The sequence below is a fragment of the Streptomyces sp. NPDC001781 genome, from assembly GCF_053596035.1.
Genome location: NZ_JBSFFI010000012.1, coordinates 110,680 through 130,954, shown reverse-complemented (window position 1 = coordinate 130,954; position 20,275 = coordinate 110,680). Strand labels below are relative to the sequence as shown.

Sequence of the window (20,275 nt, the reverse complement as noted above, 5' to 3'; positions counted from 1 at the left end):
GGACGAAGATGACGGTGCTACTCGCCCAGATCAGTGATCTGCACCTGGACGGCGGTGAACGGGCCACGCGGCGCGCCGAGCGCGTCATGGACCACCTGCGGGCACTGCCGCACCCGGTGGACGCGGTGCTGGTCACCGGTGACATCGCCGATCACGGCGAGGAGGCCGAGTACGAGCAGGCCGCCCGCATACTGGCGGCCCCCTTCCCGGTGCTCACCCTCCCCGGCAACCATGACGTGCGCGCGGCCTACCGCAAGGCGCTGCTCGGCGAGGCGCCCGGCGACGCCCCCGTCAACCGGCTGCACGACGTCTCCGGGACCGCTGTGCTGATGTGCGACTCCACCATCCCCGGCCGCGACGAGGGACGTCTCGACGCGGCGACCCTCGACTGGCTGGACACCACCCTCACCGGCCTGCCCGAGGACACCCCGGCACTGGTCGCCTTCCATCACCCACCGGTCGAACTGCACCACCCGTTCCTCGACTCCATCATGCTGGAGCAGCCCGGACACCTGGCCACCCTGCTGGCGGCGCACCCCCAGGTCGTCGCCGTCCTGACCGGCCACGCCCACACGGCGGCCGCCTCCACCTTCGCCGGCCGCCCGCTGATCGTCGCCCCCGCCGTCACCTGGACCCTCCGCCTGCCATGGGAGGGCGACGACCTCGCCGACCGCACCCAGCCACCAGGCATCGCCTTCCACGTCCTGGACGACGACAGACGCCTGACCAGCCATTACCGGGTCGTGATCTGAGAGAAGCCGCGGCCCGCAAACCACAGGGCAGCCCGCCGGCAGGGGGAAGGTCCGGCGGGCTGCCCGTCGGTGGTGCGGCGGTGGCTGGTGCTGTGACCGGAAGGGTTCACCGGCTCGCGGCGTCCGGCACGGCACCTCGCCGCGTCGTCGCATCGCCCGAGTACATCCAGTACGCGGACGATGCACCGCACCGGACGCCGCGAGCTTTCCGGCAGACCTTTCCAGTCACCGCACTAGTGGACGGAGTGCTCGTCGAGGGGGAACGTCCCGCCGACGACGTCCTCCGCGAAGGACTTGGCCGCGTCGCCCATGACCTCGCGCAGCGCGGCGTACTTCTTGACGAACTTCGGGACCCGGCCCGAGGTCAGGCCGAGCATGTCGGTCCAGACGAGGACCTGGGCGTCGGTGTCCGGGCCCGCGCCGATGCCCACCGTCGGGATGTGCAGGACCCGCGTCACCTCGGCCGCCAGCTCCGCCGGGACCAGCTCCAGTACGACCGCGAACGCGCCCGCGTCCTGGACCGCCTTCGCGTCGCGCAGCAGCTGCTGGGCCGCCTCCTCGCCGCGTCCCTGGACCCGGTAGCCCATGGCGTTGACGGACTGCGGGGTGAGGCCGATGTGGGCCATCACCGGGATGCCGGACTCGACCAGCAGCCGGATCTGTTCGTGCGACCGCTCGCCGCCCTCCAGCTTGACCGCGCCCACCCCGGCCTCCTTGACCAGGCGGGTCGCCGAGCGCAGCGCCTGCACCGGGCCCTCCTGGTAGGAGCCGAAGGGGAGGTCGCCGACGATGAGGGCGCGGCTGGTGCCGCGTACCACGGCGGCGGAGAGCATGGTCATCTCGTCGAGGGTGACCGGCACGGTGGTCTCGTAGCCGAGGTGGCAGTTGCCCGCCGAGTCGCCCACGAGGAGGACCGGGATGCCGGACTCGTCGAAGACGGAGGCGGTCATCGCGTCGTAGGCGGTGAGCATGGGCCACTTCTCGCCCCGCTCCTTGGCGAGGGCGATGTCGCGGACCGTGATGCGGCGGGTGCCCTTTCCTCCGTACAGCGTCCTGCCGTCGGAGGGCTTCGTCTGGGCAGCCGAGAGCTGCGTCATGGCAACGGCTCCTTCAGTTCATCTCGAGGCGCCCTTTCGGCGTCCCCGGATCGTCTCCATGGTGGCACTTCGTGCCGGAGGTGGCCAGGGGGACCCCCGGACCCCTGCGGCGGCCCGCGCAATACCTCGGCAAAGGAGTTCAGATACGAGACGGTGCCGTAATGGAATACGCCTACGATCGGGCACATGACAACCTCCCCTGCCCCCCGGATACCGGAAGCCGTGCACCGGCGCCGCTGGGCGATCCTCGGCGTGCTGATGCTGAGCCTGCTCATCGTGGTGCTCGACAACTCGATCCTGAACGTCGCCGTCAAGACCATCGCCACCCCGGCCCCCACCGGTCTGGGCGCCACGCAGAGCCAGATCGAGTGGGCGATCAACTCGTACACCCTCGTCTTCGCCGGCCTGCTGTTCACCGCCGGGCTCATCGGCGACCGGCTCGGCCGCAAAAAGGTGCTGCTCGGCGGTCTGGTGGTGTTCGGCGTCGGCTCGGCGCTCGCCGCCGAGTCCGGCTCCCCGGGCCAGCTGATCACCTACCGCGCCGTGATGGCCCTCGGTGCCGCCTTCGTCATGCCCGCCACCCTGGCCGTGCTGATGAACGTCTTCGAGCGCTCCGAACAGCCCAAGGCCATCGGCATCTGGGCGGGCGGGGTCGGTCTCGCCATCGCCATCGGCCCGATCACCGGCGGCGCGCTGCTGGACCACTTCTGGTGGGGCTCGGTCTTCCTGATCAACGTGCCCATCGTGCTGGTCGCCCTCGCCCTGATGGTCTGGCTGGTCCCCGACTCCCGCGACCCCAGGCCCGGCCGCCTGGACCCCGTCGGCGTGGTGCTCTCCGTGCTCGGCCTGGTGCTGCTGGTCTACGGCATCATCAAGGGCGGCGAGCTGGCCGACTTCACCGACGCCAAGGTGCTGGCCACGATCATCGCCGGTGTCGTCGTGCTGATCGGCTTCGTGATCCACGAGAAGCGCAGCGACCACCCCTCGCTGGACGTGACCTACTTCCGCAACAGGGTCTTCTCCGCCGCCATGGCCGCCATCGCCCTGGTCTTCTTCGCACTGATGGGTGTCACGTTCTTCGGTGTCTTCTACACCCAGAGTGTGCGCGGCTACTCCCCGCTGGAGTCCGGTCTGCTGATGCTGCCGCTGGCCGCCGCCCAGATGATCTTCGCGCCTCGCGCCCGGCTGCTGGTCGACCGGTTCGGCAACAGGGCCACCACCACCGCGGGCATGCTGCTGATCGCCGCCACTCTGGCCGCGTTCGCCGGCTTCGAGGCCGACACGCCCATCTGGATGCTGGAGGTCGTCTTCTTCCTCATGGGCACCGGGATGGCGCACATCATGACCCCGACCTCGGTCGTCATCATGCAGGCCCTGCCCCGCGAGAAGGCCGGCTCCGCCTCCGCGCTCAGCAACACCTTCCGCCAGGTCGGCGGCGCCCTCGGCATCGCCGTGCTCGGCTCGGTGCTCGCCACCTCCTACCGCAACGGCATCGAGGACAGCCTCGGCGCGCTCCCGCCCGGGCTGCGCGACAGCGCGGGCGAGTCCATCGAGGCCACCCTCGGCATCGCGGAGAAGCTCGGCCCGCGCGGCCAGGCCCTGGTCACGCCCGCCCACGACGCCTTCCTGCACGCCATGCACGTCACCGCGCTGTGGGGGACGGGCGTGGCGCTGATCGGCGCCGTCGTCGTCGCCGTGTTCCTGCCGGGCAGGTCCCCGGCCGCCCCGGCCGGCGAGCGTGAGCCGGAACTGGTCGGCACCGGCGACTGAGCGAGGGCATCCGGCGGGGGAGGCTGCCGCTGCGGGAGAATCTCCCGCAGCACCACCGAGAGGACGACGTAGACGTGAGCCTTGCCGCAGACCGGCCCGCGCAGCCCGCCACCCCCCGGGGCAGGCCCCGCAGCGAGGCCGTGGAGCACGCCATCATCGAGGGCGTGATGAAGCTGCTGGAGGACGGCGTACCGCTGGCCGACCTCTCCATCGAGCGGGTCGCGCGCACGGCCGGGGTCGGCAAGGCCACCATCTACCGCCGGTGGAGCGGCAAGGAGGAACTGTTCGTCGACGTCATGCGGGCCGCCGAACCCCCCGACCCGGAACTCCCCGGCACCTCCATGCGCGACGACCTCGTCGTCCTGCTGGAGACCCTGCGCCGCCGGGGCCTGGTCAGCCGCTCCTCGGCGATCATGCACAACGTCTACGTCCAGGCGAAGTGCAGCCCCCGCATCTGGGCCGCGTACGAGGCGGGCGTCATAGCGCCCCGCCGCGCCCTCGCCCTGGACGTGCTGCGCCGGGGCCAGCGCGACGGGGAACTGCGCACCGACGTCGACGTGGAGCTGGCCAACGACATGTTCGTCGGCGCCATGCTCGTACGCACCGTCCTGCGCCCCGACGCCGACCTGCCGGAGGAGCTCGCGGAGGAGATCGTCGACACGCTGCTCGCCGGCCTACGGCCCGTCAGGCCCCCGGCGCAGTAGCCCGGATGTGCGCGTTTCGTCACAGAAACCCTTTCCGGAAGGGCTTTCCGGAACTGACGGCGCCGCCTCGTACGTCATCGTCTTCCGAACGGCCGTCATGGGACGGCGGAACGGAGCCCGGCATCCCCTAGGGTCGTACAGACACACGGGGGGATGACGGAGTGCACGGCAGGCAGTGAGGCACGGTATGGCGCAGCAGGCGTACATGACGGAGACGGACAACGGCGGCTCGGGGCCCGAGCGACCAGTGTCCCGGCTTCGGCGCCTGGCGCACCGCCTGTTCGGCGGCTGGCGCGGCGACCCGCGGATCTGGCGGCGCGGGCTGGTCACCGCCGCGCTCGCGCTGCTGCTGGCGCTGGTGATGGTCGTCCACTCGCGCGTCCCGAACCGGCTCGGCAACCTCGGCAGCCTGATCGAGACCTTCCTGCCCTGGCTGGGCCTGGCGATCCCGGTGCTGCTGGTGCTCGGCCTCGTCCGGCGCTCCGCCACCGCGCTGATCGCGGTGCTGCTCCCGGCGATCGTCTGGCTGAACCTCTTCGGCGGGCTGCTGCTCTCCGACAAGTCGGGCACCGGCGGCGACCTGGTCGTGGCCACCCACAACGTGAACGCCGACAACCCGGACCCGGCCGCCACCGCCCGCGACGTCTCCGCCTCCGGCGCCGACATGGTCGCCTTGGAGGAGCTGCCCGCCTCCGCCGTGCCGGTGTACTCCGGCGCGCTCAGGGCCGCGTATCCCTACCACTCCGTGGTCGGCACGGTCGGGCTGTGGAGCAGGTACCCGATGAGCCAGGTCGAGCCGGTCGACATCAAGCTCGGCTGGAAGCGGGCGATGCGCGCCACCGTCTCCACCCCGGACGGGCTGGTCGCGGTGTACGTCGCGCACCTGCCCTCGGTGCGGGTGAAGCTGGAGGCCGGGTTCACCGCCCGGCAGCGCGACAAGAGCGCCGACGCGCTCGGCGAGGCCATCGCGGACGAGCCCCTCACCAGGGTCGTGCTGCTCGGCGATCTGAACGGCACGATGAACGACCGCTCGCTCAACGCCGTGACCTCACAGCTCCGCTCCACGCAGGGTGCGGCGGGCAGCGGCTTCGGCTTCAGCTGGCCGGCCGCGTTCCCGATGGCACGGATCGACCAGATCATGGTCAAGGGCGTCGAACCGGAGAGTTCCTGGACCCTGCCGCGCACCAACAGCGACCACCTCCCGGTGGCAGCTCGTGTGAAGCTCGACATGCCGTCGTAACCCGCAGGAATACTGACCTTGAAAGACTTTGTTCCGTACGGGAACATAGACGATTCCCCCGAGCCCTGTACGGCACTTACGTTCTGAGAGGTCCCTTCATGCCCCTGGCCCTGCTCGCCCTCGCCGTGGGCGCCTTCGGCATCGGTACCACCGAGTTCGTGATGATGGGCCTGCTGCCCGACGTCGCGGACGACCTGCACATATCCATCCCGACCGCCGGGCACCTGGTCTCGGCGTACGCGCTGGGCGTGGTCATCGGCGCTCCGCTGCTGGCCGCCGTGACCGCCCGGATGTCCCGCCGCACGGTGCTGATCGGCCTGATGGCCGTGTTCGTCGCGGGCAACGCGCTCTCCGCGTTCGCCCCCGGCTACGAGTCCCTGCTCGCCGCCCGCTTCCTCAGCGGCCTGCCGCACGGCGCCTTCTTCGGCGTCGGCGCGGTCGTCGCCACCGGCATGGTCGCGCCGGAGCGCAAGGCACGATCGGTCTCCCTGATGTTCCTGGGGCTGACCGTCGCCAACGTGGCGGGCGTACCCGTGGCCACGCTCATGGGCCAGCACCTGGGCTGGCGGGCCACCTTCCTCGGGGTCAGCTCCATCGGCCTGGCCGCGATAGCCGCGCTCGCCCTGCTCATACCGCGCGACCACGGCCACGCCACGGCGGCGGGGCTGCGTCACGAGCTGGCCGCGCTGAAGTCGCTGCCGGTCTGGCTGGCGCTCGGCACCACGGTCGCGGGCTTCGGCGCGCTGTTCGCCGCGTACAGCTACGTCACCCCGATGCTGACCGAATCCGCCGGGTTCGCACCGGCCAGCGTGACGCTGCTGCTGGCACTGTTCGGCGTCGGGGCCACCGCGGGCAACCTGCTCGGCGGACGCCTCGCCGACCACGCGATGCGGGGCACGCTGTTCGGCGGTCTGGCCGCGCTCGGCGTCGTCCTCGCGCTGTTCCCGGTGCTGATGCGTGCCGAGTGGAGCGCGGCGCTCGCGGTGTCCCTGCTCGGCATGGCCGCGTTCGTCACCGGCTCGCCGCTGCAGCTCATGGTCATGGAGAAGGCCGCCGCGGCCCCCTCCCTCGCCTCCTCCGCCAACCAGGCCGCCTTCAACCTGGCGAACGCCGGCGGCGCGTGGATCGGCGGGCTCGCCCTGGCGGCGGGGTTCGGCGTCACGTCGCCCGCGCTGGCGGGCGCGGCGCTGGCGGTACTCGGCCTGGGTGTCGCAGGCGTCGCCTACGGGGTGGACCGGCGGCGGGCGTCCGCCCCTGCGGGCCGGCTCGTGGCAGCGCACGTTCCCGGGACGCAGGAGCAGGTGCACAGCTGAACCCCGCCCCCGCTTGCCCCTCAGGCCCCGTTCATCCGCTGTGGCAGCGGACGGACGGGACCTGAGGGCCGTGGCGGCGCTCAGGGGTGGAGCTTTTCGCCCTTCGCCAGCATCGCCACGTACTTCTCGATCCGGCGTGCCCGGGTCTCGGCCCTCTTGGCTTCCTGGACTCGGTACAGGATCGCGTAGCGGTTCTGCCGGTCCAGTCCCTCGAAGAACTCCGCCGCGGCCGGGTGGGCGGCCAGGGCCGCCATGAGGTCGTCCGGCACCGTGGCGGTCCGCGCGCTGTCGTAGGCCGCATCCCAGCGGCCGTCCGCCTTGGCGCGGTCGATCTCGGCCTGCCCCGGCGGCCGCATCCGGCCCTGTTCGACCAGGGCGGCCGCATTGTCCCGGTTGACCTTGGACCACCGGCTGCGCGGCCTGCGCGGGGTGAACCGCTGGAGCCACCACTGGTCGTCGAACCTGGTCTTCCGGCCGTCGATCCAGCCGTGGCAGAGAGCCACGTCGAGCGCCTGGGCGTAGTCCAGCGCGACGATTCCCGGGCCCTTCTTGCGCAGCTTGAGCCAGATGCCGGGCGAGACGGCGTGGTGCTCGCCGAGCCATGCCTCGAACGCCTCGGCGGATTCGAACGCGACGATCTCCGGGTCCTGGGTCACCCGAGCAGCGAACCACACCCCTGTGACAATCGTGACGCGTTCGGGCCGCGGCCCCGGAGCCCTGGAAACCGGTGTACGGGGCAGTCGGCGCGCGTACGCCCTGTGGTGCGCGGCAGGGCACCCGGACGACCCGCAGGAGGGCCTGTGGATCACGGTCGCCGGGCGCGGTGACATCGACACGACCTGCGCCATCGCGGGCGGGGTCATCGCCGCCCGCACCGGCGTCGCCGCCCTTCCGCCCGCCTGGCACGCGGCCCGTGAACCGCTGCCGCCAGTGACGTAGCGGGAGGCGCCGACAGGCCGGGCCGCCCGGCGAGGGCCCTGTCGGCCGCGTGTCGGTGCTTTGTCGGTGCCTCCTGACACAGTCCTTCCCATGACGCGAATCGACGAGAACCCCGGCGGCGGCCGTTCCGCGGTGTCCGTACGGGGGATGGTCAAGCACTACGGCGAGACCAAGGCGCTGGACGGGGTGGACCTGGAGGTCCGGGAGGGGACCGTGATGGGGGTGCTCGGGCCGAACGGCGCCGGGAAGACCACCCTGGTACGGATTCTGTCCACGCTGATCACCCCGGACGCCGGCGAGGCGCTCGTGGCCGGGTACGACGTCGTACGGCAGCCCCGTCAGCTCCGCCGGGTGATCGGGCTGACCGGGCAGTACGCCTCGGTGGACGAGAAGCTGCCCGGCTGGGAGAACCTGTACATGATCGGCCGGCTGCTGGACCTGTCCCGCAAGGACGCCCGCGGCCGCGCCGACGAGCTGCTGGAGCGTTTCTCCCTGACCGAGGCGGCCAAGCGCCCCGCCTCCACCTACTCCGGCGGCATGCGGCGGCGCCTGGACCTGGCCGCCTCCATGATCGGCCGCCCCCAGGTGCTGTTCCTGGACGAGCCCACCACCGGCCTCGACCCCCGGACCCGCAACGAGGTCTGGGACGAGGTCAAGGCGATGGTCGGTGAGGGCGTGACCGTGCTGCTCACCACCCAGTACATGGAGGAGGCCGAACAGCTCGCCTCCGAGCTGACCGTGGTGGACCGGGGCACGGTCGTCGCGGGCGGCCGGATCGAGGAGCTGAAGGCGAAGGTCGGCGGCCGCACCCTGCGGGTCCGCCCCGTCGACCCGCTCCAGCTGGAGCCGCTCGCCACCACGCTGGACGAGCTGGGCATCACCGGCCTGGCCACCACCACCGTGGACAGACGGACCGGGACGCTGCTGGTGCCGGTCCTCAGCGACGAGCAGCTCACCGCGGTCGTCGGCGCGGTCACCGCGCGCGGCATCACCATCTCCTCCGTCGTCACCGAACTCCCCAGCCTGGACGAGGTGTTCCTCTCGCTCACCGGCCACCGCGCCAGTGCGGCCGAGGACGCCGCGCCCGCCGATTCCCGCGAAGAGGTCGCCGTATGAGCGCCACCACGACCGTCCCGCCCGTACCGCTCGCGAACTCCCGCATCACCCTGCGCGGCCACCTGCGGCACACCGGCGCCCTCGTCCGCCGCAACCTGCTGTGGATCAAGCAGGACCCGGAGACGATGTTCGACGCGCTGCTGATGCCCGTCGTCTTCACCCTGCTGTTCGTGTTCGTCTTCGGCGGCTCGATCGGCCAGGCACTCGGCGGCGGCCAGGAGCGGTACGTGCAGTACGTCATCCCCGGCATGCTGGCGATGATGAGCATGACGATGTCGCAGGGCGTCGGCACCGGCTTCAGCCAGGACTTCAACAGCGGGGTCATGGACCGGTTCCGCTCGCTGCCGATCGGCCGGGGCTCGGTGCTCTTCGCCAAGCTCGCCGTGGAGCTGGGCCGGATGCTGTTCGCCACGGCCGTGCTGATGGTCGTCGCCGTGCTGGTCGGCTTCCACATCACGAGCTGGCCGGGGCTGTTCGCCACCGTGGGTCTGGCCACGCTGTTCGCGTCCTCGATCATGTGGGTGTTCCTCACCCTGGGCGTGGTCATGAAGAGCGCGCAGTCCGTGCAGGCGATGGGCTTCCTGGTGCTGTTCCCGCTCCAGTTCGGCTCGTCCATCTTCGCGCCGACCAAGTCGATGCCCGGCTGGCTGCAGGCGTTCACCGACTACAACCCGCTGTCCACGCTCGCGGACGCGGCGCGCGGCCTGATGGTCGGCGGCCCGGTCGCCCACGACCTGTGGGTCACGATCGCCTGGTCGGCGGCGATCACCGCGGTGATGGCACCGGTCGCCATCCACAAGTTCCGCACCAGGACCTGACGTTCACCGGCGTACGGTCCGCCGGTTCACACCAGGGCGGTGGCTTCCACGAGGGAGAGGCCACCGCCCTCGGCGTACGCGGCGCCGAACGCGCTCGCGTCGAGCACTTCACGGATCCGCGCGGTGGTGCGGTCGTACGCCCGCTGCTCCACCCGCGGCCGCAGATGCCCCTTTGGCATCAGTGCCGAGGAGGCGCCCAGGCAGCGGGCGGCGTCCAGGGCACGGGAGCCGCCGGGGACGAGGGCCAGGGCGAGCGCCGCGACGGTGAGGCAGACGCTCGGCATCTGCGGTGCCACCACCTCGCACAGCGAGTCGCCGGCCAGGCCGAGCGCCCGGCGGACGCCGTCCAGCGCGCGCTCGAAGTGCCCCTCCTCCGCGTCCAGCCAGGCTTCCTGGGCCAGGATCATGGCGTCGAAGACGATGAACCGGGCGAGCACGAACTCCTCGCGCAGCAGCGTGAGCTGGGTGCGCGCCTCGGACGGGCGGCCGGTGACCAGGAGCCAGGACGCCAGATGCAGCCGGGCCATCGGCATGGCCTCGCTGTGCCTGCCGTCCAGTTCGTGCACGACCTCGTGCAGCAGCCGTTCGCCGCGCTCCTCGTCCCCCGCCTCCAGCAGCACGTTGCCGAGGCGGGCGCCGAGGACGGCCATCTGGGCCCGGGCACCGAGATGTTCGGCGTGTGCCATGGCGCCCTCGTAGTCGGCGGCGGCCTCGCGGTACCGCCCTTGGCGCTCATGTGCCTCGCCGCGCGCGGACAGCGCCTCGGCCAGTCCCCAGTCGTCGCCGAGGCGCCGGTAGATCTCCAGTGCCTCGTCCGCGTCACGGGTGGCGTCGCCCGCCCAGGTGGCCCGGTTGGCGAGCAGGTTGGCGCGGGCCTGGAGGGCGCCGGCCAGCTCCCACTCGTAGCCGGGAGTCTCCCGGCAGGTGCGCACGGCGGCGTCGCTGATCTCCGGCAGCCGGGCCACGCCGTGGGCGAGCATCTCCGCGAACCACCAGAGCATGCCGGGCGAGCGGCAGGTCTGCGGCAGGCCCGGGCGGTACACCTCGGTGACGGCGATCAGCTTGTCCCGTGCCGCCGGGGTCTGCCACGCCTCCATGTCGGTGTCCATGCAGGCGAGGTGGGCCAGGTGCAGGCCGCGCCGGGCCTCGGCGAGGTCCTCGCCGGTGAGCGGGGGCGGGTTCTCGGTCCCGCGCGTCCACACCGGCCGGGCGGGGGCGGCCGGTTCCGCGAAGGGGTCGGGGCCGAGCGCCATGACCTCCCCGCACCAGGCACGTACCTCCAGGCGCTGGTCGCGCATCTGCCAGTACCAGAGCAGGGACAGCACCATGCACAGTCCCTCCTGCTCGTCGCGCAGGGCGACGGCGTGCCGGAGGGCGGTGCGCAGGTTCTCGTACTCCACCTGGATGCGCTCGATGGCCTCGCGCTGGCGGCGGCCGCGCAGCAACGGGTCCGTAGTGCGGGCGAGTTCGCGGTAGTAGGTGAGGTGGGCGCGCTCGGCGGCGGCACGCTCGCCGCTCTCGTCCAGCCGTTCGGCGGCGTACTCGGCGACGGTCTCCAGCAGCCGGTAGCGCATCGCGGAACCGGCCGAGGGTGCGGCCACCACCAGGGACTTGTCGACCAGGGAGCCGAGGGCGTCCAGCGCGACCGGTCCGCAGACGGCCTCGGCGGCGGCCAGGTCGCAGCCGCCCGCGAACACCGACAGCTTGCCGAGCACCTCGCGTTCGTCGGCGTCGAGCAGGTCCCAGGACCAGTCGACCACCGCGCGCAGGGTCTGCTGGCGGGGCAGCACGGTGCGGCTGCCGGAGGTGAGCAGCCGGAACCGGTCGTACAGCCGGTCCGCGATCTGGCGTGGCGTGAGCATGCGCAGCCGGGCGGCCGCCAGCTCGATGGCCAGCGGCAGACCGTCGAGGCGCCGGCAGATCTCCGCGCACGCCTCGGAGTCTTCGGCCACCGTGAAGCCGGGCCGGGCGGCCGCGCCGCGGTGGCCGAGCAGCCGCAGCGCCACCGGCTCGGGCAGCGGCTCGACGGGCCTGAGCAACTCTCCCGGCACACCGAGGGGTTCGCGGCTGGTGGCGAGGACGGTGAGGGAGGGGCAGTCGGCCAGCAGGCGTTCGGCGAGCCGGGCGGCGGCGTCCACGACGTGCTCGCAGTTGTCCAGGATGATCAGCATCCGGCGCCGACCGCAGTGCTCCACCAGCCGTGCGACGGGGTCGTCCCGGCGGTCCGAGGCCGCGCGCACACTGTCGACGCCCGCGCCGTGCAGCACGGTCTCGCGGGCGCCGATGGCGGTGAGCACGGCCTGCGGTACGGCGTCGGGGTCGTCCACGGGCGCGAGTTCGGCGAGCCAGGCCCCGTCGGGCACGGTGTCCCGGACCGCCTCGGCGGCCTCGAGGGAGAGCCGGGTCTTGCCCGCCCCGCCGGGCCCGAGCAGCGTGACGAGGCGGGAGCCGGCGAGGTCGGCGCCGATGGCGTCGATGTCGGACTCCCTGCCGACGAAGGAGGTCAGCCGGGCGGGCAGGTTGCCCGGCGCGGTCCGGAGCCCGGCCGGGGCCGCCGGCGCCGGCGCCACCGGTCCGGGCGCGGTGCCGGCCAGCAGCTCGGCGTGCAGCGCGCGCAGCTCGGCGCCGGGGTCGGAGCCCAGCCGGTCGGCGAGGAGCCGGCGTACGTCCTCGTAGGCGGCCAGCGCCCGGGCGGTGCGGCCGGTGTCGCGCAGGGCGCGCAGCCGCAGGGCCTGCAGGGGCTCGTCCAGGGGATGTCCGTCGCACAGGGCGGCCAGCTCGGGCAGGGACGACTCGGCGTGACCGAGGGCGAGCGCGGCGGTGTGCCGGGCGCGCAGCGCGTCCAGCCGGCGGGTCTCCCAGCGGGCGGCGTCGGCGGTGCGGTCGGGCAGGTCGGCGAGGACCGGGCCGCGCCACAGGGCGAGGGCGTCGTCGAGGAGGGCGGCGGCCTTGGCGGGGTCGCCGTCGTCGAGGGCACGGCGGCCGTCGCCGGTGAGCCGGTCGAAGCGGGCCAGGTCCACGTCGTCCGGGGCGGCGGTGAGCCGGTACCCGCCGTCGGCGGAGGCGATGGCGTCCGCACCGAGGGCCCGGCGCAGCCGCCCGACGAGCGCCTGGAGGGCGCCCGGCGCGTCGGCGGGCGGGTCGGCCCCCCACACCTCGTCGACCAGCAACCCGGCCGGTACGGTCCGGCCCGCGCGAAGCGCGAGCACCGTCAGCAGGGCGCGCAGCCGCGCTCCGCCGACGGGGACGGAGGTGCCGTCCGGGCGGAGGGCCTGCGTGGTGCCGAGGAGCCGATAGCGCACGGAGTCCATTGTCTCCGGGGACGCACCCGCGGCGCCTCAGGGTTTCACCGCGCCGCGTGACGACGTGGCGGGCGGCCCGGAACCCCGAGGCGGGGGCGGGACGTTGCCCCCACATCACCGGTACGGTCGACCCCCAGCACTCATCCGTAGGCAGGAGCCCCATGACCACCGCCCTCTCGCGTGCCGGCGACCGCCGGATCAGTCCCGTGTTCGCCGGAATCGTGGCCATCGCGGCGGTGACGGGCTGGGCGACCTGGACGGGGTTCGCGGCGCAGCCGGGGCTCGCGGTGTTCCTGTTCGTGACGGCCGCCTGGATCGTCTCGCTGTGTCTGCACGAGTACGCGCACGCCCGTACCGCCCTGCACAGCGGGGACGTCTCCGTCGGGGCCAAGGGCTATCTGACGCTGAACCCGCTGAAGTACACGCACGCCCTGCTGAGCGTCGTGCTGCCGGTGCTGTTCGTGATCATGGGCGGGATCGGGCTGCCGGGCGGCGCGGTCTTCATCGAGCGGGGCCGGATCAGGGGCCGCTGGCGGCACAGCCTGATCTCGGCGGCCGGTCCGCTGACCAACGTGCTGTTCGCGGCGGTGTGCACGGCGCCGTTCTGGCTGCACGCGCTGGACGGCGTCCCGCGCGACTTCCGGTACGCGCTGGCGTTCCTCGCGCTGCTCCAGGTCACGGCGGCGGTCCTGAACTTCCTGCCGGTGCCGGGCCTGGACGGCTACGGGGTGATCGAGCCCTGGCTGTCGAACGGGATCAAGCGGCAGGTGGAGCCGATCGCCCCGTTCGGCCTGCTGATCGTGTTCGCGCTGCTGTGGGTGCCCTCGGTCAACCGGGTGTTCTTCGACGTGATCTACACCCTGCTGAGCGCGCTGGGCGTGGACGGCGCCTTCTCCGACTGCGGCTACTACCTCTACCGCTTCTGGACCGAGACCCCGCAGGTGTGCTCGGTCATCCCGTGACGGACCCGCCGCCGGCGCCGCCCGACCTGGCCCGTTCGCGCCGGATCGCGAGGAACGTCATGTTGGACGTCAGGCCCGCCAGCAGCACCCAGACGATCCCCAGCCAGCTTCCCTGGACGAAGGACACGACGGCCGCGGCCACCGCGAGCACGCAGACGGCGAGGGTGACGAGGGCGATGCGGGGCATGGGGTCGGCTCCTGTCGGGGGACACTGCTACGCCGTCCAGTGTCCCCCATCGGACCGGCACCGTCACACGTCGGTGACGCGGAGCCCGGCGTGCGCCTTGTAGCGGCGGTTCGTGGAGATCAGGTTGGCGACCAGCCCCTCCACCTGGTGGGCGTTGCGCAGCCGCCCGGCGAAGACGCCCCGCATGCCGGGGATGCGGGCGGCGAGGGCCTGCACGATGTCGGTGTCGGCCCGCTTGTCGCCGAGGACCATCACGTCGGTGTCGATCTCTTCGATCTCCGGGTCCTCCAGGAGGACGGCGGAGAGGTGGTGGAAGGCGGCGGTGACGCGGGAGTCCGGGAGCAGCGCCGCGGCCTGCTGTGCGGCACTGCCCTCCTCCACGGTGAGCGCGTAGGCGCCCTGCTTGTCGAAGCCGAGCGGGTTGACGCAGTCCACGACGAGCTTGCCCGCGAGGTCCTCGCGGAGCGACTTCAGGGTGTCGGCGTGGCCGTCCCACGGCACGGCGACGATCACGACGTCGCTGCGGCGGGCGGTCTCGGCGTTGTCGGCGCCCTCGACGCCGTGGCCGAGCTCCTCGGCGGCCGCGTGCGCCCGCTCGGCGGAGCGGGAGCCGACGATCACCTTCTGGCCGGCCTTGGCGAGCCGCTGGGCGAGGCCCTTGCCCTGCGGTCCGGTGCCGCCGATGACGCCGACGGTCAGCCCGGAGACGTCGGGCAGGTCCCAGGGGTCCTTGGCGGGGGCCTTCGCGGGGGCGGAACCGCTCTGCTGTGCGCTGTCGCTGGAGGTCATGGGCCGACTCTACGTCCGGGCCGGAGCCGTCACCCGGCGAGGGTGCGCCGCGTCGCGGGTACCCGCAGGGGTGAACCATGCGTGAACTGCGGTGCGGGAGTGACCGGTTGCGGCAGGATGCGGCCCCATGGACGCCGTACGGGTCGCGCTGCTGCGCGAAGTGCTCGCCGGGACCGAGTGGTTGGGTGCCACCCGGCGGTTCGCCGGGGTGCTGCGGGGCTCGGTGACGGCCCACGGCGGCGGCCTGCTGCTGGCGGGCACCGAGGAGTACGAACCCTGGCACCTGGCCGCGCACCTGGTGGACGAGGCCGCCTGGTCCGGCACGCCCGAGCTGGCCCCCACGCTGGTCCGTCACCACGCCCGCCCCGGTGACCCGGCGCATCTGGCGGTGGGCCCGGGCCGGATCGCGGAGGCCCGGCGCGGCGAGACGCTGCTGGTGGTGGCGCCGGATGAACCGGCCGCGCTGCTGGAACGGGTGCACAGCGCTCGGCGGGCCGGAGTGACGGTACTGGCCCTGGGGGCGGGCGGGGGCGAGCTGGCGGCGATGGCGCACGAGGCGCTCGCGGTGCCGGACGGCGCGGAACTGGACCTGGACAGCGTTCAGCACCTGGTGAGCGCGGCGGCCGGGGAGAACGCGGGGCCGCCCAGGGCACGCCGGGGATTCAGGGACCGGCTGTCCCGGCTGGCGGAGACCCTGACGGCGCCGCCGGCGGCGCCGTGGTGAGAAGCGCGAAGCCGCCCCCGCCGAGGGCGGGAGCGGCTCGTGGACACGCACGAAGGAGCGGCGTCAGTCCTTGCCGGACTCGTCGGCCGGGGTGTCGTGCCAGCGCGGGTCGGTCTCCCAGTCGGCGTTGCGCTCTCGGGCGGTCTCCATGGCGTGGCGCGCCTCGTCCGGGGAGGCGTAGGGGCCGAAACGGTCCTTGCCGGGACAGTCGGGGCCCTCCTCGACCTTCTTGTGCTCCAGGCAGTAGTACCACTCGCCCGGCTTGCCCTGGGCGCGCTTCTTGAACAGGGACATCAACGACTCCTCTCGCCACCCACATGTTCCCCCATGCCCGCTGGTTAGACTCGCTGGCATGTCTGGCCAGTCGCTGCTCGTACCAGGGGAGCTCTCCCCCACCCGCCCGGTGCCCGGGAACATCCGCCGCCCGGAGTACGTGGGAAAGCCCGCGCCCACGCCGTACACCGGTCCGGAGGTGCAGACGCCCGAGACGATCGAGGCGATGCGTACCGCCGGCCGGATCGCCGCGCGGGCCATGGCGGAGGCGGCGAAGATCATCGCCCCCGGTGTCACCACGGACCAGCTCGACAAGGTCGCGCACGACTACATGTGCGACTACGGGGCCTATCCGTCGACGCTGGGTTACCGGGGCTTCCCCAAGTCGCTGTGCACCTCGGTCAACGAGGTCATCTGCCACGGCATCCCGGACTCGACGGTGCTCCGGGACGGCGACATCGTCAACCTGGACGTCACGGCCTACATCGGCGGGGTGCACGGCGACAACAACGCCACCTACCTGGTGGGCGAGGTGGACGACGAGTCGCGCCTGCTGGTCGAGCGGACCCGCGAGGCGCTGGCCCGGGCGATCAAGGCGGTGAGGCCCGGCCGGCAGATCAACATCATCGGCCGGGTCATCGAGTCCTACGCCAAGCGCTTCGGCTACGGCGTGGTGCGGGACTTCACCGGTCACGGCATCAACTCGTCGTTCCACTCCGGGCTGATCGTGCCGCACTACGACTCCCCGCACGCCACCACGGTCATCCAGCCCGGCATGACCTTCACCATCGAGCCGATGCTCACCCTCGGCACCCACGAGTACGACATGTGGGACGACGGCTGGACCGTGGTCACCAAGGACCGCAAGCGCACGGCCCAGTTCGAGCACACCCTCGTGGTCACGGACACCGGCGCGGACATCCTCACGCTGCCCTAGGGCCTCTCGTTCGGATCATGCCGGGCTCGCGGGGGCCGGTGCCGCCCCCCCTGATCCGGCCTGATCCGAACGAAAGACCCCAGGGGTCAGCGTTCCAGCACGACCCGGCCGCCGACCTCCACCCAGCCGTGCGGCTGGGGGGCGGTGAGGATCTGGGAGCCGCGGCCCTGGGTGATGTTGAGGGCGCGGCCGAGCCGGTCGGTCAGCAGCAGGGCGGCCGCGCCGGTCGCCTCGTCCTCGTCGATGCCGTCGCCCCGGCCGGGGAAGGCGCGGGCGCGCACCCGGCCCGCCGCCTCGTCCTCCCAGGCCCAGGCGTAGATCCACTCCCCCGGCGGCGGCACCTCGAGGGCGTCCACCTCGGCGGCGCTCGCGTACTGGCGCAGGGTGCGCGGCGGGGCCCACTCCGCGCGGGCCTCGATCCAGGTGAACTCGCCGTCCAGCCGGGTGCCGACCTCCCCGGCGGGCGTGACCAGTTCGGGCACGTCGAGCAGCCACGCGGTGCCGACGCAGGGGTGGCCCGCGAAGGGCAGCCGCGAGGCGGGGGTGTAGATGTCGATCACTCCGCGCTCGGGGTCGTCCACGAACACGGTCTCGCTGAAGCCGAGTTTGGCGGCGAGCGCCTGCCGGTCGTCCCGTCCGGGCACCCGCGAGCCCTCGCGGACGACGCCCAGTTCGTTTCCGTAGCCGCCCCTGGGGCCGCAGAAGACCCGGAGCACGTCGTAGTCAGTCACCGGTGCATTCAAGCATCACGGCCGCTTGACCTTTTCTTTGCCATTGCTTGAGATCGTTTTTTGATCGGCGACATCAAGTCGTGTCTGTGATCTTTTCCAGGCGGCCGAATCCGGTACCCGGCGGGGACGGACGGACTAAGGGTCGGGTAAGTTAGGCAAGCCTCACCGAACGAGCGGGCGGGTTCATGCCGCCCTGACCGCCTGGAGCCCGTATGCGAGCCGCCCGTCCGATCGCGATCGCCGCCACCGCGGCCGCCGCGCTGACCGCCCTGTCGGCCTGTACCGCCAAGAGCGACGCCAAGGGCGGCGACGCCATCGAGGTCACTGCCGCGGACAGCCGGTGCGACACCTCGGCGAAGTCGGTGCCGGCCGGCCAGGTCACCCTGAAGATCGAGAACAAGGGCTCGCGCGCCACCGAGGTCGAGATCGTCTTCCCCGACGACCGGATCGTCTCCGAGAAGGAGAACATCGGGCCGGGCACCAGGTACACGCTGACCGCCGAGGTGAAGGCGGGCTCGTACGAGATCGCCTGCCGTCCCGGCATGAAGGGCCACGGCATCCGGCAGAAGCTCGACGTGACCGGCTCGGGCAAGTCCGCTCGGCGGAACCCGGCGCTGGACGCCGCGGTCGCCGGGTACCGCCAGTACGCCCAGGACCAGGCCGACAAGACGGTCCCGCTCGCCGAGACCTTCGCCAAGGCGGTCCAGGCCGGCGACCTCGGCGCCGCGAAGAAGGCGTACGCGCCCTCGCGGCTGGGCTGGGAGCGCACCGAGCCGGTCGCCGAGTCCTTCGGCGACATCGACCCCAAGGTCGACGCCCGCGCGGACGGCCTGGAGGACGGTCAGAAGTGGACCGGCTGGCACCGGCTGGAGAAGTCCCTCTGGCAGGACGGGAAGATCGGCGCCGAGGACAAGAAGCTCGCCGCCGGCCTGGTCACCGACCTCAAGGACTGGCAGCACCGGGTCGGCGAGGCCGAGATCACCCCGACCTCCATGGCCAACGGCGCCAAGGAGCTGCTGGACGAGGTCGCCACCGGCAAGGTCACCGGCGAGGAGGACCGCTACGCGCACACCGACCTGGTCGACTTCAAGGGCAACGTCGAGGGCGCGCAGAAGGCGTACGAGCTGCTGAAGCCGGTCGCGGCCAAGAACGAACCGTCGCTCACCGGCGAGCTGGACAAGCAGTTCGCGGCGCTGGACAAGCTGCTGGACAAGTACCGTCCCGCGAAGGACTCCTACGACTTCGTCTCCTACGACAAGGTCGGCAAGGACCAGCGCAAGGAGCTGTCCGACGCGGTGAACGCCCTGGCCGAGCCGCTCTCCAAGCTCGCCGCCGCGGTCGTCAAGTAAGCACGGGAGCCAGGACGATGAGTGAGAAGGAGCGAGGCGCCCCCTCGCGGCGCGCGCTGATCGGCTGGGGTGGTGCCGGGCTCGCGCTCGGCGCCGCCGCGGCGGGTGGCGGTGTGGCGCTCTCCGACGGCGGCCTGAGCCCGGCGTCGGCGGCGCCGGACCGTGCCGTGGCGTTCCACGGCGCGCATCAGGCGGGCATCGCGACCCCGGTGCAGGACCGGCTGCACTTCGCCGCGTTCGACGTGAAGACGGACGACCGCGCCGAGTTCGTGCAGCTGCTCAAGGACTGGACGGCGGCGGCCCGGCTGATGACCGCGGGCAAGCCGGTCGGGGAGGGCGCGTACGGCGGGCTCGCCGAAGCGCCGCCGGACGACACCGGCGAGGCGCTGGGCCTCAGCCCCTCGCGGCTGACCCTCACCCTGGGCTTCGGGCCCTCCCTCTTCGAGCGGTTCGGCCTGGCCGGCCGGCGGCCGGACGCGCTCGCGGACCTGCCGAAGTTCCCCGGCGACAACCTGGACGCCTCCCGCACCGGGGGCGACCTCTGCGTGCAGGCGTGCGCGGACGATCCGCAGGTGGCGGTGCACGCCATCCGCAATCTCGCCCGCGTCGGCTTCGGCAAGGTCGCGGTGCGCTGGTCCCAGCTGGGGTTCGGCAAGACCTCCTCCACCACGCCGGACGCCCAGACCCCGCGCAACCTGATGGGCTTCAAGGACGGCACCCGCAACATCGCGGGCACCGAGACCGCCCGGCTGAACAAGCACGTCTGGGTGTCCGAGTCGGACGGTGACGCCAAGTCGGCCTGGATGACGGGGGGTTCGTATCTGGTCGCCCGCCGCATCCGGATGAACATCGAGACCTGGGACCGGGCTTCGCTCCAGGAGCAGGAGGACGTGTTCGGCCGGGACAAGGGCGAGGGAGCGCCCGCCGGGAAGGCGAAGGAGCACGACGCGCCGTTCCTCAAGGCGATGAAGCCGGACGCCCATGTGCGGCTGGCACACCCCGACTCCAACGGCGGGATCACCATCCTGCGCCGGGGCTACTCCTTCACCGACGGCACGGACGGCCTCGGCCGCCTGGACGCGGGGCTGTTCTTCCTGGCCTACCAGCGTGACGTGCGTGAGGGCTTCATCCCGCTCCAGCGGCGGCTCTCCGCGCACGACGCGCTCAACGATTACATCCAGCACGTGGGTTCGGCGGTCTTCGCGGTCCCGCCCGGTGTCCGTGACTCCCACGACTGGTGGGGCCGGACGCTGTTCTCCGAGGAGGCGTAGT

At 72.4% G+C, this 20,275-nt stretch carries 19 protein-coding genes and 1 pseudogene; 13 read left to right on the top strand and 7 right to left on the bottom strand.

What is annotated here, in order from left to right; genetic code table 11:
• The first annotated feature begins 8 nt into the window (after positions 1–8).
• Positions 9–752, top strand: coding sequence for a phosphodiesterase (locus ACWCV3_RS14250; RefSeq protein ID WP_451222905.1), 744 nt, complete (start codon positions 9–11; stop codon positions 750–752).
• A gap of 233 nt (positions 753–985) precedes the next feature.
• Here the strand turns inward: ACWCV3_RS14250 and panB are convergent, their stop codons facing one another.
• Complete coding sequence (gene panB, locus ACWCV3_RS14245; RefSeq protein WP_030807844.1) at positions 986–1,849, bottom strand: 3-methyl-2-oxobutanoate hydroxymethyltransferase; 864 nt, start codon at positions 1,847–1,849, stop codon at positions 986–988.
• Positions 1,850–2,035: 186 nt separating this feature from the next.
• On the opposite strand from panB, the gene ACWCV3_RS14240 reads away from it, so the two are divergent.
• The 4 genes from ACWCV3_RS14240 (at position 2,036) to ACWCV3_RS14225 (ending at position 6,876) form a co-directional block, all read left to right on the top strand.
• The gene (locus ACWCV3_RS14240) at positions 2,036–3,619 is read left to right on the top strand and encodes an MFS transporter (protein WP_451222903.1); all 1,584 of its coding nucleotides are present in this window, start codon (positions 2,036–2,038) and stop codon (positions 3,617–3,619) included.
• Between the two features lie 74 nt (positions 3,620–3,693).
• Positions 3,694–4,323 carry a TetR/AcrR family transcriptional regulator gene (locus ACWCV3_RS14235; RefSeq protein WP_451222901.1) on the top strand — a complete coding sequence of 210 codons (630 nt, stop codon included), beginning with the start codon at positions 3,694–3,696 and terminating at the stop codon, positions 4,321–4,323.
• Positions 4,324–4,510: 187 nt separating this feature from the next.
• Positions 4,511–5,563, top strand: coding sequence for an endonuclease/exonuclease/phosphatase family protein (locus tag ACWCV3_RS14230; RefSeq protein ID WP_451222899.1), 1,053 nt, complete (start codon positions 4,511–4,513; stop codon positions 5,561–5,563).
• A 98-nt stretch (positions 5,564–5,661) separates the two neighbouring features.
• Positions 5,662–6,876 carry an MFS transporter gene (locus ACWCV3_RS14225; protein ID WP_451222897.1) on the top strand — a complete coding sequence of 405 codons (1,215 nt, stop codon included), beginning with the start codon at positions 5,662–5,664 and terminating at the stop codon, positions 6,874–6,876.
• A gap of 80 nt (positions 6,877–6,956) precedes the next feature.
• On the opposite strand, the gene ACWCV3_RS14220 is transcribed toward ACWCV3_RS14225, so the two are convergent.
• The gene (locus tag ACWCV3_RS14220; RefSeq protein ID WP_451222895.1) at positions 6,957–7,550 is read right to left on the bottom strand and encodes a YdeI/OmpD-associated family protein; all 594 of its coding nucleotides are present in this window, start codon (positions 7,548–7,550) and stop codon (positions 6,957–6,959) included.
• Positions 7,551–7,626: 76 nt separating this feature from the next.
• On the opposite strand from ACWCV3_RS14220, the pseudogene ACWCV3_RS14215 reads away from it, so the two are divergent.
• From ACWCV3_RS14215 to ACWCV3_RS14205, 3 genes and pseudogenes are all read left to right on the top strand, one after another.
• Positions 7,627–7,815, top strand: a pseudogene (locus tag ACWCV3_RS14215) (ADP-ribosylglycohydrolase family protein); the annotation flags it as partial.
• Between the two features lie 90 nt (positions 7,816–7,905).
• On the top strand, positions 7,906–8,931 hold the full coding sequence (locus tag ACWCV3_RS14210; protein ID WP_451222893.1) for an ATP-binding cassette domain-containing protein: 1,026 nt from the start codon (positions 7,906–7,908) through the stop codon (positions 8,929–8,931).
• Positions 8,928–9,749 (top strand): ABC transporter permease, encoded by an 822-nt coding sequence (locus ACWCV3_RS14205; protein WP_451222891.1) that lies wholly within the window; start codon positions 8,928–8,930, stop codon positions 9,747–9,749. The genes ACWCV3_RS14210 and ACWCV3_RS14205 overlap by 4 nt, the downstream gene beginning before the upstream one ends.
• A 26-nt stretch (positions 9,750–9,775) precedes the next feature.
• On the opposite strand, the gene ACWCV3_RS14200 is transcribed toward ACWCV3_RS14205, so the two are convergent.
• Positions 9,776–13,060 (bottom strand): BTAD domain-containing putative transcriptional regulator, encoded by a 3,285-nt coding sequence (locus tag ACWCV3_RS14200; protein WP_451222889.1) that lies wholly within the window; start codon positions 13,058–13,060, stop codon positions 9,776–9,778.
• Between the two features lie 152 nt (positions 13,061–13,212).
• Here ACWCV3_RS14200 and ACWCV3_RS14195 point away from each other — a divergent pair, with 152 nt between their 5' ends.
• On the top strand, positions 13,213–14,013 hold the full coding sequence (locus ACWCV3_RS14195) for a site-2 protease family protein (RefSeq protein WP_451222887.1): 801 nt from the start codon (positions 13,213–13,215) through the stop codon (positions 14,011–14,013).
• Here the strand turns inward: ACWCV3_RS14195 and ACWCV3_RS14190 are convergent.
• Positions 14,003–14,200, bottom strand: a complete 198-nt coding sequence (locus ACWCV3_RS14190) for a hypothetical protein (protein WP_451222885.1) — start codon at positions 14,198–14,200, stop codon at positions 14,003–14,005. The genes ACWCV3_RS14195 and ACWCV3_RS14190 overlap by 11 nt on opposite strands.
• A gap of 63 nt (positions 14,201–14,263) precedes the next feature.
• Positions 14,264–14,989: an NADPH-dependent F420 reductase gene (gene npdG, locus ACWCV3_RS14185; RefSeq protein WP_451222883.1), complete on the bottom strand. Its 726-nt coding sequence runs from the start codon at positions 14,987–14,989 to the stop codon at positions 14,264–14,266.
• Between the two features lie 127 nt (positions 14,990–15,116).
• Here npdG and ACWCV3_RS14180 point away from each other — a divergent pair, with 127 nt between their 5' ends.
• Positions 15,117–15,713 (top strand): hypothetical protein, encoded by a 597-nt coding sequence (locus ACWCV3_RS14180; protein ID WP_451222881.1) that lies wholly within the window; start codon positions 15,117–15,119, stop codon positions 15,711–15,713.
• A gap of 63 nt (positions 15,714–15,776) precedes the next feature.
• Here the strand turns inward: ACWCV3_RS14180 and ACWCV3_RS14175 are convergent, their stop codons facing one another.
• Positions 15,777–16,007 (bottom strand): hypothetical protein, encoded by a 231-nt coding sequence (locus tag ACWCV3_RS14175; RefSeq protein WP_451222879.1) that lies wholly within the window; start codon positions 16,005–16,007, stop codon positions 15,777–15,779.
• 58 nt (positions 16,008–16,065) lie between these two features.
• Between ACWCV3_RS14175 and map the strand changes: the two genes are divergently transcribed.
• Positions 16,066–16,923, top strand: coding sequence for a type I methionyl aminopeptidase (gene map / locus ACWCV3_RS14170; protein ID WP_451222877.1), 858 nt, complete (start codon positions 16,066–16,068; stop codon positions 16,921–16,923).
• Positions 16,924–17,009: 86 nt separating this feature from the next.
• On the opposite strand, the gene ACWCV3_RS14165 is transcribed toward map, so the two are convergent.
• On the bottom strand, positions 17,010–17,654 hold the full coding sequence (locus ACWCV3_RS14165) for a PhzF family phenazine biosynthesis protein (protein WP_451222875.1): 645 nt from the start codon (positions 17,652–17,654) through the stop codon (positions 17,010–17,012).
• Between the two features lie 212 nt (positions 17,655–17,866).
• Between ACWCV3_RS14165 and efeO the strand changes: the two genes are divergently transcribed.
• Both efeO and efeB read left to right on the top strand, forming a co-directional pair.
• A complete protein-coding gene (efeO, locus tag ACWCV3_RS14160) occupies positions 17,867–19,003 on the top strand; it encodes an iron uptake system protein EfeO (RefSeq protein ID WP_451222873.1) in 1,137 nt (378 codons plus the stop codon).
• 17 nt (positions 19,004–19,020) lie between these two features.
• Positions 19,021–20,274, top strand: coding sequence for an iron uptake transporter deferrochelatase/peroxidase subunit (gene efeB, locus ACWCV3_RS14155; RefSeq protein WP_451222871.1), 1,254 nt, complete (start codon positions 19,021–19,023; stop codon positions 20,272–20,274).
• Position 20,275 lies beyond the last annotated feature (1 nt).